The 13,585-nt window shown below is 71.9% G+C and carries 10 protein-coding genes and 2 pseudogenes; 3 read left to right on the top strand and 9 right to left on the bottom strand.

Annotation, left to right across the window (positions count from 1 at the left end; all coding sequences use genetic code 11):
- The first annotated feature begins 576 nt into the window (after positions 1 to 576).
- On the top strand, positions 577 to 1,602 hold the full coding sequence (gene trpS, locus ACFYX4_RS34110; RefSeq protein WP_389341703.1) for a tryptophan--tRNA ligase: 1,026 nt from the start codon (positions 577 to 579) through the stop codon (positions 1,600 to 1,602).
- Here trpS and ACFYX4_RS34105 read toward each other — a convergent pair.
- Positions 1,542 to 2,540 carry a GlxA family transcriptional regulator gene (locus ACFYX4_RS34105; RefSeq protein ID WP_389341700.1) on the bottom strand — a complete coding sequence of 333 codons (999 nt, stop codon included), beginning with the start codon at positions 2,538 to 2,540 and terminating at the stop codon, positions 1,542 to 1,544. The two genes, trpS and ACFYX4_RS34105, sit on opposite strands and share 61 nt — an antisense overlap.
- A 75-nt stretch (positions 2,541 to 2,615) precedes the next feature.
- On the opposite strand from ACFYX4_RS34105, the pseudogene ACFYX4_RS34100 reads away from it, so the two are divergent.
- A pseudogene (locus ACFYX4_RS34100) lies at positions 2,616 to 3,200 on the top strand (cysteine hydrolase family protein).
- A gap of 37 nt (positions 3,201 to 3,237) precedes the next feature.
- Here ACFYX4_RS34100 and proC read toward each other — a convergent pair.
- From proC to ACFYX4_RS34065, 7 genes and pseudogenes are all read right to left on the bottom strand, one after another.
- The gene (gene proC / locus ACFYX4_RS34095) at positions 3,238 to 4,050 is read right to left on the bottom strand and encodes a pyrroline-5-carboxylate reductase (RefSeq protein WP_389341696.1); all 813 of its coding nucleotides are present in this window, start codon (positions 4,048 to 4,050) and stop codon (positions 3,238 to 3,240) included.
- 114 nt (positions 4,051 to 4,164) lie between these two features.
- Positions 4,165 to 4,938, bottom strand: a complete 774-nt coding sequence (locus tag ACFYX4_RS34090; RefSeq protein WP_389341692.1) for an ABC transporter permease — start codon at positions 4,936 to 4,938, stop codon at positions 4,165 to 4,167.
- Entirely contained in the window at positions 4,935 to 5,789 is an 855-nt protein-coding gene (locus tag ACFYX4_RS34085; RefSeq protein WP_389341689.1) for an ABC transporter ATP-binding protein, read from the bottom strand. Before ACFYX4_RS34085 ends, ACFYX4_RS34090 begins: the two co-directional genes overlap by 4 nt.
- Before the next feature lie 129 nt (positions 5,790 to 5,918).
- Positions 5,919 to 6,619: pseudogene (locus ACFYX4_RS34080) on the bottom strand (class I SAM-dependent methyltransferase).
- A 686-nt stretch (positions 6,620 to 7,305) separates the two neighbouring features.
- A complete protein-coding gene (locus tag ACFYX4_RS34075; RefSeq protein WP_389341686.1) occupies positions 7,306 to 7,800 on the bottom strand; it encodes an EamA/RhaT family transporter in 495 nt (164 codons plus the stop codon).
- A gap of 72 nt (positions 7,801 to 7,872) precedes the next feature.
- Entirely contained in the window at positions 7,873 to 8,802 is a 930-nt protein-coding gene (locus ACFYX4_RS34070) for a GyrI-like domain-containing protein (RefSeq protein ID WP_389341683.1), read from the bottom strand.
- Between the two features lie 163 nt (positions 8,803 to 8,965).
- Entirely contained in the window at positions 8,966 to 9,292 is a 327-nt protein-coding gene (locus ACFYX4_RS34065; protein WP_389341680.1) for an SH3 domain-containing protein, read from the bottom strand.
- A 191-nt stretch (positions 9,293 to 9,483) separates the two neighbouring features.
- Between ACFYX4_RS34065 and ACFYX4_RS34060 the strand changes: the two genes are divergently transcribed.
- Entirely contained in the window at positions 9,484 to 11,673 is a 2,190-nt protein-coding gene (locus ACFYX4_RS34060; protein ID WP_389341677.1) for a serine/threonine-protein kinase, read from the top strand.
- A gap of 43 nt (positions 11,674 to 11,716) precedes the next feature.
- On the opposite strand, the gene ilvD is transcribed toward ACFYX4_RS34060, so the two are convergent.
- Positions 11,717 to 13,570: a dihydroxy-acid dehydratase gene (gene ilvD / locus ACFYX4_RS34055; RefSeq protein ID WP_389341675.1), complete on the bottom strand. Its 1,854-nt coding sequence runs from the start codon at positions 13,568 to 13,570 to the stop codon at positions 11,717 to 11,719.
- Positions 13,571 to 13,585 lie beyond the last annotated feature (15 nt).

The raw sequence follows: 13,585 nt of genomic DNA, 5'->3' as shown, positions 1-13,585 counted from the left end.
AGACCTTTTCGCGATCCGATTTCCTCGGTGCTTTCCGGTTCCCCGCTCTCGCGGTTTCCCTTCCGGCGTTTCCGACTCTATCAGATCCTTTCGGCGCTGATTCCCCGTCGGAGGGGGCTGTCTTCCCGGCTGTTGGGCCGTTCCGACGAGTGAGACTTTAGCGGATTCCCGCCCGCCGAAGCGAATCGGGGCCCGCGTCCTTTCGAACGCGGATTCCTCATTCCGCGAATACGCATACCAATGAAACGACGGCAGACGAATCGACTGCTCATCGAGAAGAGGTAGGTACCTGTGGAATGGCTGTCCGGGGACCCACCGGAGTGGGCGCTCACGTCGGACAACTCGGAGAACACTACGTATCCGGCCGGGGCGTGTCAACCCGCCCCCATGGGGCCCTCCCGAGGCGTACGCTGAGGCCCATGTTCACGCGTACGTGCAACCAGCAGTGGTGGGCCGCCTGACGGCGGCCGGCATTCACGTATGCACTCAACGGCCGCCGCCTCGGCGGCCGTTCTCGTATCTCCCTCCTGAGAGCCGGCCGGCGGGCGCGGCGGTCATCGACCAGGAGGTGGAGAGATGAAGCGGGTCTTCAGCGGGGTCAAGCCGACCGGGCATCTGACGCTGGGGAACTACCTGGGAGCCATGCGGCAGTGGGCCGAGGTCGACCAGCACCGGGCGGACGCGCTCTTCTGCGTCGTCGACCTGCACGCGCTGACCGTGGACCACGATCCCGCGCGGGTGCGCCGGCTCAGCAGGCAGACGGCCACGCTGCTGCTGGCGGCCGGGCTGGATCCGGCGTTGTGCACCCTGTTCGTGCAGAGCCATGTGGACGAACACGCGCGGCTGTCGTACCTGCTGGAGTGCGTGGCCACCGACGGCGAGATGCGGCGCATGATCCAGTACCGGGAGAAGGCCGCTCGGGAGCGCGAGCGCGGTGGGAGCGTGCGGCTGTCGCTGCTGACGTACCCGGTGCTGATGGCCGCGGACATCCTGGCGTACGGGACGGACGAGGTTCCCGTGGGGGACGACCAGGCGCAGCACGTGGAGCTGACACGGGATCTGGCGCTGCGGTTCAACCAACGGTACGGGCAGACCTTCGTGGTGCCGAGGGCCACGCATCCGGCGGTGGCCGCCCGGGTGATGAACCTCCAGGCGCCCGCCTCGAAGATGGGCAAGAGCGAGGACTCGGGGCCGGGGATCGTCTATCTGCTGGACGAGCCGGACGTCGTGCGGAAGAAGGTCATGCGGGCCGTGACCGACAGCGGGCGGGAGGTCGTGTACGACCGGCCGGGGCGGCCCGGGGTGGCGAACCTGCTGGAGATCCTCGCCGCGTGCACGGGCGGGAACCCGGAAACCCTGGGCGGCGTTTACGAGTCGTACGGCGCTTTGAAGAAGGACACCGCGGAGGCTGTGGTGGAGGTCCTTCGGCCCGTGCAGGCCAGACACAAGGAGTTGTGCGCTGACCCGGTGTATGTGGAGGGGGTGCTGAGGGAGGGTGCGGAGAAGGCGCGGGCGATGGCCCGGCCGGTGGTGGACTCCGCCTATCGCGCGATCGGGCTGCTGCCGCCGGTGGCGGAGCCGGCGCTGAACGCGGCGCGGTAGGCGCGCGGGCTGGTGGCGAGGCGCGATGCGAAGTGCTGGCGCATCGTGACCTCGCTGCCGAAGCCGGCGCGGCGGGCGACCTCGGGCATGGGGAGGTCGGTGCGTTCGAGGAGTTTCTGGGCTGCGGCGAGGCGCTGGTCGAGGAGCCAGCGCAGGGGTGTGGTGCCGGTCTCCGCGGTGAAGTGGCGGGCGAAGCTGCGCGGGGACATGCCGGCGTGGGCGGCCAGGTCGGCGACGGCGAGGGGCTCGTGGAGGTGGCGCAGGGCGTGTTCGCGGACGGCGGCCAGGGTGTCGGCGTCGCGGTCGCTGCGGGGTGTGGGGCGTTCGATGAACTGGGCCTGGGTGCCCGTGCGGAAGGGGGCGGTGACCATCGAGCGGGCGATGGTGGCGGCTGCCTCGGCTCCGTGGGAGACACGGACGAGGTGGAGGCAGAGGTCGATGCCGGCCGCGGTGCCGGCGGCGGTCCAGATGTTGTCGTCCTCGATGAAGAGTGCGTCGGGGACGAGGTCGACGCGGGGGTGGTGGGCGTGGAGGAGGTCGATGAGGTTCCAGTGGGTGATCGCGCGGCGGCCGTCGAGGAGGCCGGCCTGGGCGAGGGTGAAGGCCCCGCCGCAGAGAGCGGCGAGAGTGGTGCCGCGCGCGTGGGCGCGGCACAGGGCGTCGAGGACGGGGGGCGGTGCGGGGGTGAGGTGGTCGTCGAGGCCGGGGACGAGGATCAGGTCGGCGCGGGAGAGCCAGCTGAGGGTGCGGTCGGGGAGGAGGGTGAGGCCGCCGCGCATCGGGACGGGGGCGGTGGTGTCGGCGGCGACGCGGCGCAGGTCGAAGGCGGGGGCGCCGCGGTCGGTGCGGTCGTTCCCCCAGACCTCGGTGATGACGGAGACGTCGAAGGCGCGGATGCCGGGGAAGGCGACGAGGGCCACCCGGTACGGGTTCACCATGACTGGCAGTAAACCATCGATCGCTGGCTTCCTGCCCGCTGGGAGCGGTGCCGGTCCGGCGGCAGGATCGACGGCATGGAGATTTCAGGGAACGCTGCGCTGCTGGTCGTGGACGTACAGAAGGGCTTCGAGGAGGAGGGTTTCTGGGGGTCCCGGAACAACCCGGGCGCCGACGAGAACATCGCGTCGCTCATCGACGTGTGGCAGGGGTCGGGGCGGCCGGTCGTCTTCGTGCGCCATGACTCGTCGTAGCCGGATTCGCCGCTGCGGCCGGGGTACGGGGGCAACGGCTTCAAGGAGTACGTGGAGGAGCGGCGCGGGAAGGGCTCCGGGGAGGAGCTGTTCGTCACGAAGAGCGTGAACTCGGCCTTCTACGGGACGCCGGATCTGGACGCCTGGCTGAAGGCGGCGGGGATCTCGCAGGTCGTGGTGGCCGGGATCCAGACGAACATGTGCGTGGAGACGACGGCCCGGATGGGCGGGAACCTCGGCTACGACGTGCTGGTGGCGTACGACGCGACGTACACCTTCGACCTGGAGGGGCCGTTCGGCTGGCGCAGGAGCGCCGAGGAGGTGGGGCAGGCGTCGGCGGTGTCGCTGCACGGGGGCGGTTTCGCGCGGGTGGTGACCACGAAGGAGGTCGTGGACGCGGCGCGATGAGATGAACCGCCCCCGGCGGGCGGTGAGCCTGAGAGGCTCAGTCCTTCTTGCCCGAGGCCAGCTCGCGGCTGCGGTCGCGGGCGGCTTCGAGGGCGGCGATGAGGGCGGCGCGCACGCCGTGGTTCTCGAGTTCGCGGATGGCGTTGATGGTGGTGCCGGCCGGGGAGGTGACGTTCTCGCGGAGCTTGACGGGGTGTTCGCCGCTGTCGCGGAGCATCGTCGCGGCGCCGATCGCGGACTGGACGATGAGGTCGTGGGCCTTGTCGCGGGGCAGGCCGAGCAGGATGCCGGCGTCGGTCATGGCTTCGACCAGGTAGAAGAAGTAGGCCGGGCCGGAGCCGGACAGGGCGGTGCAGGCGTCCTGCTGGGACTCGGGGACGCGGAGCGTCTTGCCGACGGAGCCGAAGATCTCCTCGGTGTGGGCGAGGTCGGCCTCGCTGGCGTGGCTTCCGGCGGAGATGACGGACATGGCCTCGTCGACGAGGGCGGGGGTGTTCGTCATGACGCGGACGACGGGGACGCCGGCGGTGAGGCGTTCCTCGACGAACGTGGTGGTGATGCCGGCGGCTCCGCTGATGACCAGGCGGTCGGCGGGGACGTGGGGGCCGAGTTCGTCGAGGAGGGTTCCCATGTCCTGCGGCTTGACCGTGAGGATGAGGGTGTCGGCGGTCTTGGCGGCCTCGGCGTTGGTGACCGGCACGACGCCGTAGCGGGTGCGGAGTTCTTCGGCTCGGTCCGCGCGGCGGGCGGTGACCAGGAGGTCGGCGGGGGGCCAGCCGCCTCGGAGCATTCCGCTCAGGAGGGCTTCGCCGATCTTGCCGGTGCCGAGGACTGCGACTTTCTGGGGCATGACGGGGGTGTCCTCCGGAGGTGTGCGTCGTCCGTCGTCCGGGGTCATCCTCGCACCGGGGGTGGGGGGTCGGGTCCGGGTGTCCGGTGGGCGGACTGCGGTTCTCTCCAGGAATCATGCCGTGCGTCGTCGGAGGGTCGCCGCACCCAGGCACAGGACCAGGAGGGCGCAGCCGCCGACGACGAGGACGTCCCGTACGAAGGTGGCCGTCATGTCGGTGTGGGTGAGGACCTCGTTCATGCCGTCGACGGCGTAGGACATGGGGAGGACGTCGGAGACGGCTTCGAGGGCGGGGTGCATCTGGTCGCGCGGGGTGAACAGGCCGCAGAGGAGGAGCTGGGGGAAGATCACCGCCGGCATGAACTGGACCGCCTGGAACTCGGAGGCCGCGAAGGCGGAGACGAACAGGCCCAGTGCGGTGCCCAGGAGGGCGTCGAGCAGGGCCACCAGGAGGAGGAGCCAGGGGCTGCCCGTGACGTCGAGGTCGAGGAACCAGAGGGCGAGGCCGGTGGCCAGGGCGGACTGGACGATCGCGAGGGCTCCGAAGGCGAGGGCGTAGCCGGCGATCAGGTCGCCCTTGCCGAGGGGAAGGGCGAGGAGGCGTTCGAGGGTGCCGGAGGTGCGTTCGCGCAGGGTGGCGATGGAGGTCACCAGGAACATCGTGATCAGCGGGAAGATCCCGAGAAGGGAGGCCCCGGTGTTGTCGAAGGTGCGGGGGCTGCCGTCGAAGACGTAGCGGAGCAGGAACAGCATCGCGCACGGGATGAGGATCATCAGGGCGATGGTGCGCGGGTCGTGGCGGAGCTGGCGCAGGACGCGGGCCGCGGTGGCCGTGGTGCGGGAGAGGTTGAGGGGGCCGGCGGGGGCGGGGCGGGTCGGCGTGGTCATCGGGTCGTCTCCCTTTCGCGGGCGGACTTCGTGGCCTCGTCGACGAGGTGCAGGAAGGCCGTCTCGACCGTGTCGGAGCCGGTGCGGGTGCGCAGGGCGTCGGGCGTGTCGTCGGCGAGGATCTCGCCCTCGCGCATGAGGAGCAGGCGGTGGCAGCGCTCGGCCTCGTCCATGACGTGGGAGGAGACGAGGAGGGTGGCGCCGCGGGAGGCGGCGATGTCGTGGAAGAGGTTCCACAGGTCGCGGCGGAGGACGGGGTCGAGGCCGACCGTGGGTTCGTCGAGGACGAGGAGTTCGGGGGCGCCCAGGAGGGCCACGGCGAGGCTGACGCGGTTGCGCTGGCCGCCGGAGAGGTTGCCGGCGAGTGCGTCGGCGTGGCTGGTCAGGTCGACGTCGGCGATTGCGCGGGTGACGTTGTCCTGGCGGCGGTCGGCCGCCGCGCGCCCGGGGTCGAGGATCGCGGCGAAGTAGTCGAGATTCTGGCGGACCGTCAGATCGTCGTAGACGGAGGCGGCCTGGGTGACGTAGCCGATGCGGGCGCGCAGGGCGGGGTGTCCGGCGGGGCGGCCCAGGACGTCGAGGGTGCCGGTGACCTTCGCCTGGGTGCCGACGATCGCGCGCATCAAGGTCGACTTGCCGCAGCCCGAGGGGCCGAGGAGTCCGGTGATCTGCCCGCGCGGGACGGTGAAGTCGAGGGAGCGCAGGACCGTGCGGGGGCCTCGGACGACGGTGAGGGCGGAGGCGTGGACGGCGGGGGGACGGCCGGTGTCGGGCGGGGCCGGGTGGGGGCCGGGTCCCGGGTGGGGGTCGGGGCCGGGTCCTGGGTGGGGCTCCGGACTGTAATTCATCATGTGATGAATACTCCTGCCGCGGTGGGGTGTCGTCAAGGGGGGCGGGGGCTGCGGCCGGGAACGCGCGTGTGCGGCGGCCCGGGAGTCGGGGGCCGCCGCACGGAAGAGGAGGAGGCGGAGTCTGCGGGGTCAGAGGCGGACGGCGGGCAGCAGTTCGACGTCGTAGGTCTCCTCGACCAGGCCGTCGGGGAGAGCGGTCAGAAGGTGCTCGCGCTCCTCGGCGAAGAAGGCGGCGGTGCGCTCCTTCTCGTGGATGAGGAAGAGCGAGTGGCTGCCGATGTTGGCGAGGTGGGTGTCGACGGGGACGCGGCGGCTCCAGCGGACGCGGGCGCGGGCGAAGTCCAGCGGGTCGGTCGGGCCGGCCAGGACGGCGTGCGTTCCGTCGCCGTTGCGGCCGGGCCGGCGCTCGAGGTCGAAGTGATGCTGGACGCGGTCCGTCTGCGCCTCGATCCACGGCACGTCGAGGGCACCGGGTCGGTCCAGTGCCAGGACTGGGCGGAGGTGAGGAAGTCGAGGCAGGCGGTAGCGAGGGGGAGACGGTCGCCGTCGCCGCGGACGATCGGCACGCCGGGGAGGGCGCGACGGAACTGCTCCGCCATGCCGTCCCCGGGTTCCACGGCGACGACGTCCGCGCCGCGGGCAGGCAGGAGGGCGGTCGCGATGCCGGTCCCGGCCCCGACGTCGGCCACGCGCGCGCCGGCGAGGGGCCGTCCGGCCAGCTCCTCGACGGCTTCGAGGAGGGCGGACGGGTAGGAGGGGCGGTTGGTGGCGTACTAGGCGGCGACGGAGTTGAGGGAGAGCGCTCGGTCGGTGTTCGAGGGAGCCGTCATGAGCCCATGGTGACCGGAGGTGCCGACGGGGGGGAACTGGGCGGCTCCGCCGGGGCGGGGTGTGGCGGCTCGGGTTCAATGACTCGGGCCCGGTGACTCAGGTTCGGCGGCCCGAATTTCGCAGCTCGGTCGCGGCGACCTGGATTCGGCGTCACGGGTGCCGTGACGCGGGCGCGGCAACTCGGGCTCGGCGGTTCAGGTCCGTGACTCAGACGCGGCGGCTCTGGCCCGGCGGGCTTGAGCCCGGCGGCTTGAGGCCCGCGGCTTGAGCCCCGCGGCTCGGGCGAGGCGGCTCGGGCGCGGCAGTCCAGGTTCCGTGACTCAGGCGCGGCGGCTCTGGCCCGGCGGGCTTGAGCCCGGCGGCTTGAGCCCCGCGGCTCGGGCGCGGCGGCTTGAGTCCGGCGGCTCAGGCTCAGTGGCTCGGACCGGCAGCCTGAGCCTGGCGTGCAGGTCCGGCGGCCCCGACTCGGCAGCTCGGACTCAGCGGTCGGGCGCTCGACAGCCCAAGCTCAGCAGCCAGGTTCGGCAACTCAAGCCCCGCAGCTAAAGCCAAGCAGCCCAAGTCCGACCGCCCAGGCCAAGCCGCCCAACCCCGGCGGCCCGAGCCGAGCAGCCCAAGCCCAGCGGCTCAGGCCACGCAGCCCAAACCGAGGCAGACCGAGCCCAGGCAGACCACCCCCAACCGCTCAGACCCGGCGGCGTTTCTTCGAGGGGTTGCCCGTGCGGCGGGATGTGCGGCGGGTGTGTTGGGTTCGGGCATGCTCGTACTCCTCGCGGTGGAGTTTCTCGCCGGGGGCTTCGAGCAGGGAGCGGAAGAAATAGGCGAGCAGGGAGCCGACGAAGCCGATGGCCAGCAGGCCGCGCAGGGAGGACTGACGGTCGGGGTCATGGCGCTTGGTGTAGCCCTCCAGGGTGTGCCGGAAGGCCAGCGCGCTGCACACCGCGAACATGACCACGACCAGCAGGGTCACGAAGCTGCCGGTCTCGGCGATCGCGAGGCCCTCGTAGGCGAAGCGCAGGACGAGGCACGAGCCGACCGCGGCGGCGAGGGAGCCCACGGCCACGGCGACACGGCGGGCCGCGTAGCCGTGGTCGTGGTCCACCCAGGTCGTGCCGAAGAAACGCAGGGGCTCGGGGCGGGGGCCCGACGGGGTCTCCGGGGTGCCGTTCTCGTCGCTCACGGGACGATTATGGCTCCGGACGACGCCTGCTCCCAGAGCAGGGCGAACTCCCCCTCGGGCGAGCCCGCCGGTTCAGCGTCGCTCGTGCTCCACCGGGAGCCAGAGTTCGGCGTCGGCCTCCGTGCCGTCCGGCGAGAGAACGGTGCGCAGGATCTCCGGGCCGGGCCGGCTGCGGTACGGGTTGGACGGGAACCACTCCGTGAACACGTCACGCCAAAGTTCCTGGATGGCTTGCGGCACCGGCCCGGAGACGGTGAACACGGCCCAGGATCCGGCCGGGACGTCCAGTTCGGCCAACTCGGCCAACTCGGCCAACTCGGCCAGACCTGCCTCGTCCGTCACGCCGGCCGCGCCCGCCGCACCCTCGGACGAGGACGGCGACGTGATCACCCCGTAGTAGTAGTCGAGTTCGGTGCCCTCCGCGCGGCTCGGGTCCAGGTCGTCGCAGACCGCGACGATGCCCCGCGGCTCCTGCTCCGACAGCTTCTCCAGCCGCTCCCGGGTGGGCGCTCCTATCCCCCTGACGAAGTCGATGATGGCCTGGTTCGGTCCCGCGTGCACCAGCGGCACCCGGGCCTTGAGGCCGACCACGGTGAAGGCCGGCCGGTCGACGACGCGATAACGCATGCTGCTGCTCCCTTCGACGGTGAGTCGGAAGGTCAACCGCGGCTGGGAGACGAGCGCGGCCCCGGTGCGCCGGGCCTCGCCGGGCCCGACGCCGTGGACCGCGCGGAACGCCCGCGCGAACGCCTCGCCCGAGCCGTACCCGTACCGCACCGCGATCTCCAGCAGCGAGTCCCGCCCCGCGAGCACCTCGGCGCCCGCGACGGTCAGCCGTCTGCGCCGGACGTACTCGGACAGCGGCATGCCCGCGAGCGCCGAGAACATCCGTCGCAGGTGGTACTCCGAGGTGGCCGCGGTGCGCGCCAACCCGGCCACGTCGATCACCCCGTCGAGGCGGTCCTCGATCTGTTCCATGGCCTGGTTGAGCCGCTCCAGCACGCCCGGTCCCCTTCCTCTTGACGACCACCACGCTAGGAAGCGGCCGCCCGGCGGCACCCGACATCCTGTGCCCGATCAGGTCGGGTGCCCGGGAGTATCTGAGTGCGGGACCAGAACGGAGGACGGGACCACGGCTCGGTGTCCTCCCGCGTCAGGAGCAGTGTCAGGAGCAGCGCGAGGTGACGTACCCGTCGCTGCCCGTGCGGACGTACGCGTCCGAGACGTACTCGCCGCTGCCGATGTTGTCCCAGATGTTCGACGTGCCGTACGGGCCGCTGACCGACGTGCCCGGCGTCTGGCAGTAGATCGAGACCCTGGCCCCCTCGGACAGGACGCGGACGACGCCGTAACCGGTGCCGGGGCCGCTGCGGACGTTCAACCGGACGCCCGGCGCGACCGGGTAGGAACTCACCGCCGCGGCCGTCATCACGGCCTGCTCCGCGCCGCCGCCCTCGATCTCCTCGACATGCTCGACATGCTCGACAGACATGACAAAACCTCCCCCGTTGAACCCCCATGACGGACATGGGGACACGTTGATTCCCTCGAATCACGAGATGAAACACATGTTCACTCCTCGAACTCGCAAGCTGGCAAGCCGCCTCGGTCCCGTACGCCTCATCGACTAGGCTCCGTGCGTCGCGCGCGCTAACGAGCGGCCGAACAGCACGGGGGTGGTCCATGGCGCCACAGCGCAACACCGGAGCGGACGCGGAAGCGGAACTTCCGGAGTACGCCGGCCACTACCGCCTGGATTCCTGCCTGGGCTCGGGCGGGATGGGCGTGGTCCACCTGGCCCGCAGCACCTCGGGGATGAAGCTCGCGGTGAAGGTCGTGCACGCGCGGTTCGCCAAGGACCCCGAGTTCAGAGGGCGGTTCCAACAGGAGGTCGCCGCCGCGAGACGGGTGAGCGGCGCGTTCACCGCGCCGGTCGTCGACGCCGACCCGGAGGCCGAACGGCCGTGGATGGCCACGCTGTTCATCCCCGGCTCGACCCTCTCGGACCATGTGAAGCGGAACGGGCCCATGGGTGTGGGCGAGTTGCGGCGGCTGATGGCCGGACTCGCGGAGGCGCTGCGCGACATTCATCGCGTCGGGGTCGTGCACCGGGATCTGAAGCCCAGCAACGTCCTGCTCGCCGAGGACGGCCCGAAGGTCATCGACTTCGGCATCTCCCGGCCCAAGGACAGCGAACTGCGCACCGAGACCGGGAAGTTGATCGGCACCCCGCCGTTCATGGCGCCGGAGCAGTTCCGCCGGCCGAGGGAGGTCGGGCCCGCCGCCGACATCTTCGCGCTCGGGTCGGTCCTGGTGCACGCGGCGACCGGGCGGGGGCCGTTCGACTCGGACAGTCCCTACGTCGTCGCCTACCAGGTCGTGCACGACGAGCCCGATCTGACGGGCGTGCCGGAGACGCTGGCCCCGCTGGTCCAGCGCTGTCTGGCGAAGGAGCCCGAGGAGCGGCCCACGCCGGACGAACTGATGCGGGAGCTGCGGTCGGTGGCCGCCTCGTACGACACGCAGACGTTCATACCGGCGTCCTGGGAGCAGGATCCGGCCCGCGATCCCGATCGGCGGCCCGACGACGCGGCTCCGGCCGGCTCAACGGCGGCGTCCGACGCGTCAGTTGATCAGGCAGCCCCAGCCGCCGCACAAGCCGAATCCCCCGCACCCGCACCCACTCCCGCCACCCCCCGCACCCGCCACCGTCTGCTCCGCCCCATCGCGGTGGCAGCGGGGGCGTTGAGCCTCGTCGCGAGTGGGACCGTCGCCGCCGTGCAGTGGACCGGCGGCACGCCCGCCCCGCAGGAGGCGAGCCCTCGGACGACGCCGGCCGCGTTCACGGCGTGGCGGTCGAAGCCGGTGTCCGACGCGCAGTCCGCGCCCGAGTGCTCCTACGGCGCGGGAAAGCTGCTCTGCGCCCAGGCCGGGCAGGTCTTCGCGCTCGACCCCGCCGACGGCGCCCTGGCCTGGCGTCACGCGGCCGCCTCACCGCTCGGCAGCGGGCCGCCGGTGCTCGCCGGGGGGCTCGTGCAGCCGCCGGCGGACCTGAGCCCACGCCTTTCGGCCCTCGACCCCGCCTCGGGCGAGGAGCGCTGGAACGTGCGCGTGCCCGAGCACAACGGGCTGCGCGCCGTCGGCGGCATGCTCCTGATCACCTCCCCCGACGGGACGGTCACCGGCGTCGACGGCGCCTCGGGCAAGACCGTGTGGAGCCGTGCGATTCCGGGGCAGGCGACCCCGTACTTCACCTCGTTCGCCGGCGATCCGCTCGCGTACGCGACGAACACCTCCGACTCGGGGAAGACCTCGGTCACCGCCGTGGACCCGGCCACGGGCGCCGTGCGCTGGGAGGCGCGGCTCGACGGCACGCTCACGGCCGTCGGCAGTCACGACGGGAGCCTGTTCCTGCTGTCGGTCGAGCAGGAGACCGGGTTCACCGACGCCGTGGTGCGCCACGACCCCGAGTCGGGGTCGACCCGCCGGGTGGAGCTGCCGGTGACCCGCCAGGGCCCGCAGGCCGGCGTCCAGGGGGACGTCGTGTACCTGCTGAGCACCGGCGGGGCGCTGGAGGCCGTCGACACGGCGGAGCGCCGGATTCTGTGGCAGCTGGAGACCGGCCTGAGCCGCGGCTCCGAACCGGTCGCCGACGGCGGCCATGTGTACGCCGTCGGCGCGGACGGACGGCTCCTCGGGGTCGACGCCCGCGCCGGCAGGCTGCTCGGGCAGACCCCGGCCCGGCTCGGCGCGCACGGCGACCGGGTGGCGGCCTCCCTGCCCGCGCCCGTCGTCGTGGACGGCCGGGTGTACGCGAGCGCGCCCGACGGGACGGTCTTCGCGGTGGACGGGGGCGACCCGGAGGGCTGGTGAGCCCCGCCCGGGACGCCGCCCGGTGCCTGGCGGGCGGGCCTCGTCAGCCCAGCTTGCTCACGTCCCGCACGGCGCCCTTGTCGGCGCTCGTCGCCATCGCCGCGTAGGCGCGCAGCGCGGCGGACACCTTGCGTTCGCGGTTCTTCGGGACGTACACCCCGTTCAACGCCTGCTCACGGCGCGAGAGTTCCGCGTCGTCGACGAGCAACTCGATCGTGCGGTTCGGGATGTCGATGCGGATGCGGTCGCCGTCCTCGACGAGCGCGATCGTGCCGCCGGAGGCCGCCTCGGGGGACGCGTGGCCGATGGACAGGCCCGAAGTGCCGCCGGAGAAGCGGCCGTCGGTGATCAGGGCGCAGGCCTTCCCGAGGCCGCGGCCCTTCAGGTACGAGGTCGGGTAGAGCATCTCCTGCATGCCGGGGCCGCCCTTGGGGCCCTCGTAGCGGATGACGACGACGTCGCCCTCCGTGATCTGTTTCAGCAGGATCTTCTCGACGGCCTCCTCCTGCGACTCGCAGACGACCGCCGGGCCCTCGAAGGTCCAGATCGACTCGTCGACGCCGGCCGTCTTCACCACGCAGCCGTCGACGGCGAGGTTGCCCTTGAGGACCGCCAGACCGCCGTCCTTGGAGTACGCGTGCTCCGCCGAGCGGATGCAGCCGCCCTCGGCGTCGTCGTCGAGGGCCGCCCAGCGCTCCGACTGGGAGAAGGCCTCGGCGGAACGGACGCAGCCCGGGGCCGCGTGCCACATCTCGACCGCCTCGGGGGACGGGGAGCCGCCGCGGAAGTCCCACGTCTTCAGCCAGTCCGCGAGGGACGGGCTGTGCACGGCGTGCACGTCCTCGTTGAGCAGGCCCGCGCGGTGCAGCTCGCCGAGCAGGGCGGGGATGCCGCCGGCGCGGTGCACGTCCTCCATGTAGTACGTGCGGTCCTTGGCGACGTTGGGCGCGACCTTGGCGAGGCAGGGGACGCGGCGGGAGACCGCGTCGATCTCGTTGAGGCCGAAGGGGACGCCCGCCTCCTGGGCCGCCGCCAGCAGGTGCAGGATCGTGTTGGTGGAGCCGCCCATGGCGATGTCCAAGGCCATCGCGTTCTCGAACGCGGCGAAGGTGGCGACGTTGCGCGGCAGGACCGTCTCGTCGTCCTGCTCGTAATACCTGCGGGTGATGTCCATCACCGTACGCGCGGCGTCGACGTACAGCCGCTTGCGCGCGGTGTGGGTGGCGAGGGTCGAGCCGTTGCCGGGGAGGGACAGGCCGATGGCCTCGGTCAGGCAGTTCATCGAGTTGGCGGTGAACATGCCGGAGCAGGAGCCGCAGGTCGGACAGGCGTTCTCCTCGATACGGAGGATGTCCTCGTCCGAGATCTTGTCGTTGACGGCGTCGGAGATCGCGTCGACCAGGTCGAGCGTGCGGACCGTGCCGTCGACCAGGGTGGCGCGGCCGGACTCCATCGGGCCGCCCGAGACGAACACCGTGGGGATGTTCAGGCGCAGGGCCGCGTTGAGCATGCCCGGGGTGATCTTGTCGCAGTTGGAGATGCAGATCAGGGCGTCGGCGCAGTGGGCCTCGACCATGTACTCGACGCTGTCCGCGATCAGGTCGCGCGAGGGCAGCGAGTACAGCATGCCGCCGTGGCCCATGGCGATGCCGTCGTCGACGGCGATGGTGTTGAACTCGCGCGGGATGCCGCCGGCCTCGACGATCGCCTCGCTGACGATCCGGCCGACCGGCTGGAGGTGGGTGTGGCCGGGCACGAACTCCGTGAAGCTGTTGGCCACGGCGATGATCGGCTTCCGGCCGATGTCCGCACCGGGTACACCGGAGGCGCGCATAAGGGCGCGGGCGCCCGCCATGTTGCGGCCGTGGGTGACTGTGCGGGACCTCAGCTCGGGCATCGTCGCTCGCTCCTT

It is taken from the genome of Streptomyces sp. NPDC002328 (genome assembly GCF_042890065.1).
In the GTDB taxonomy this organism is placed as follows: domain Bacteria; phylum Actinomycetota; class Actinomycetes; order Streptomycetales; family Streptomycetaceae; genus Streptomyces.
The sequence above is the reverse complement of the archived record's forward strand: the minus strand, read 5'-3'. Positions and strand labels throughout refer to the sequence as shown.

Coding starts and splice junctions, on each gene's coding strand:
- ACFYX4_RS34085 (WP_389341689.1), bottom strand. CDS start 5,789: ATGATGAATTACAGTCCGGAGCCCCACCCAGGACCCGGCCCCGACCCC.
- ACFYX4_RS34090 (WP_389341692.1), bottom strand. CDS start 4,938: ATGACCACGCCGACCCGCCCCGCCCCCGCCGGCCCCCTCAACCTCTCC.
- ACFYX4_RS34060 (WP_389341677.1), top strand. CDS start 9,484: ATGGCGCCACAGCGCAACACCGGAGCGGACGCGGAAGCGGAACTTCCG.
- ACFYX4_RS34105 (WP_389341700.1), bottom strand. CDS start 2,540: ATGGTGAACCCGTACCGGGTGGCCCTCGTCGCCTTCCCCGGCATCCGC.
- trpS (WP_389341703.1), top strand. CDS start 577: ATGAAGCGGGTCTTCAGCGGGGTCAAGCCGACCGGGCATCTGACGCTG.
- ilvD (WP_389341675.1), bottom strand. CDS start 13,570: ATGCCCGAGCTGAGGTCCCGCACAGTCACCCACGGCCGCAACATGGCG.
- proC (WP_389341696.1), bottom strand. CDS start 4,050: ATGCCCCAGAAAGTCGCAGTCCTCGGCACCGGCAAGATCGGCGAAGCC.
- ACFYX4_RS34065 (WP_389341680.1), bottom strand. CDS start 9,292: ATGTCTGTCGAGCATGTCGAGCATGTCGAGGAGATCGAGGGCGGCGGC.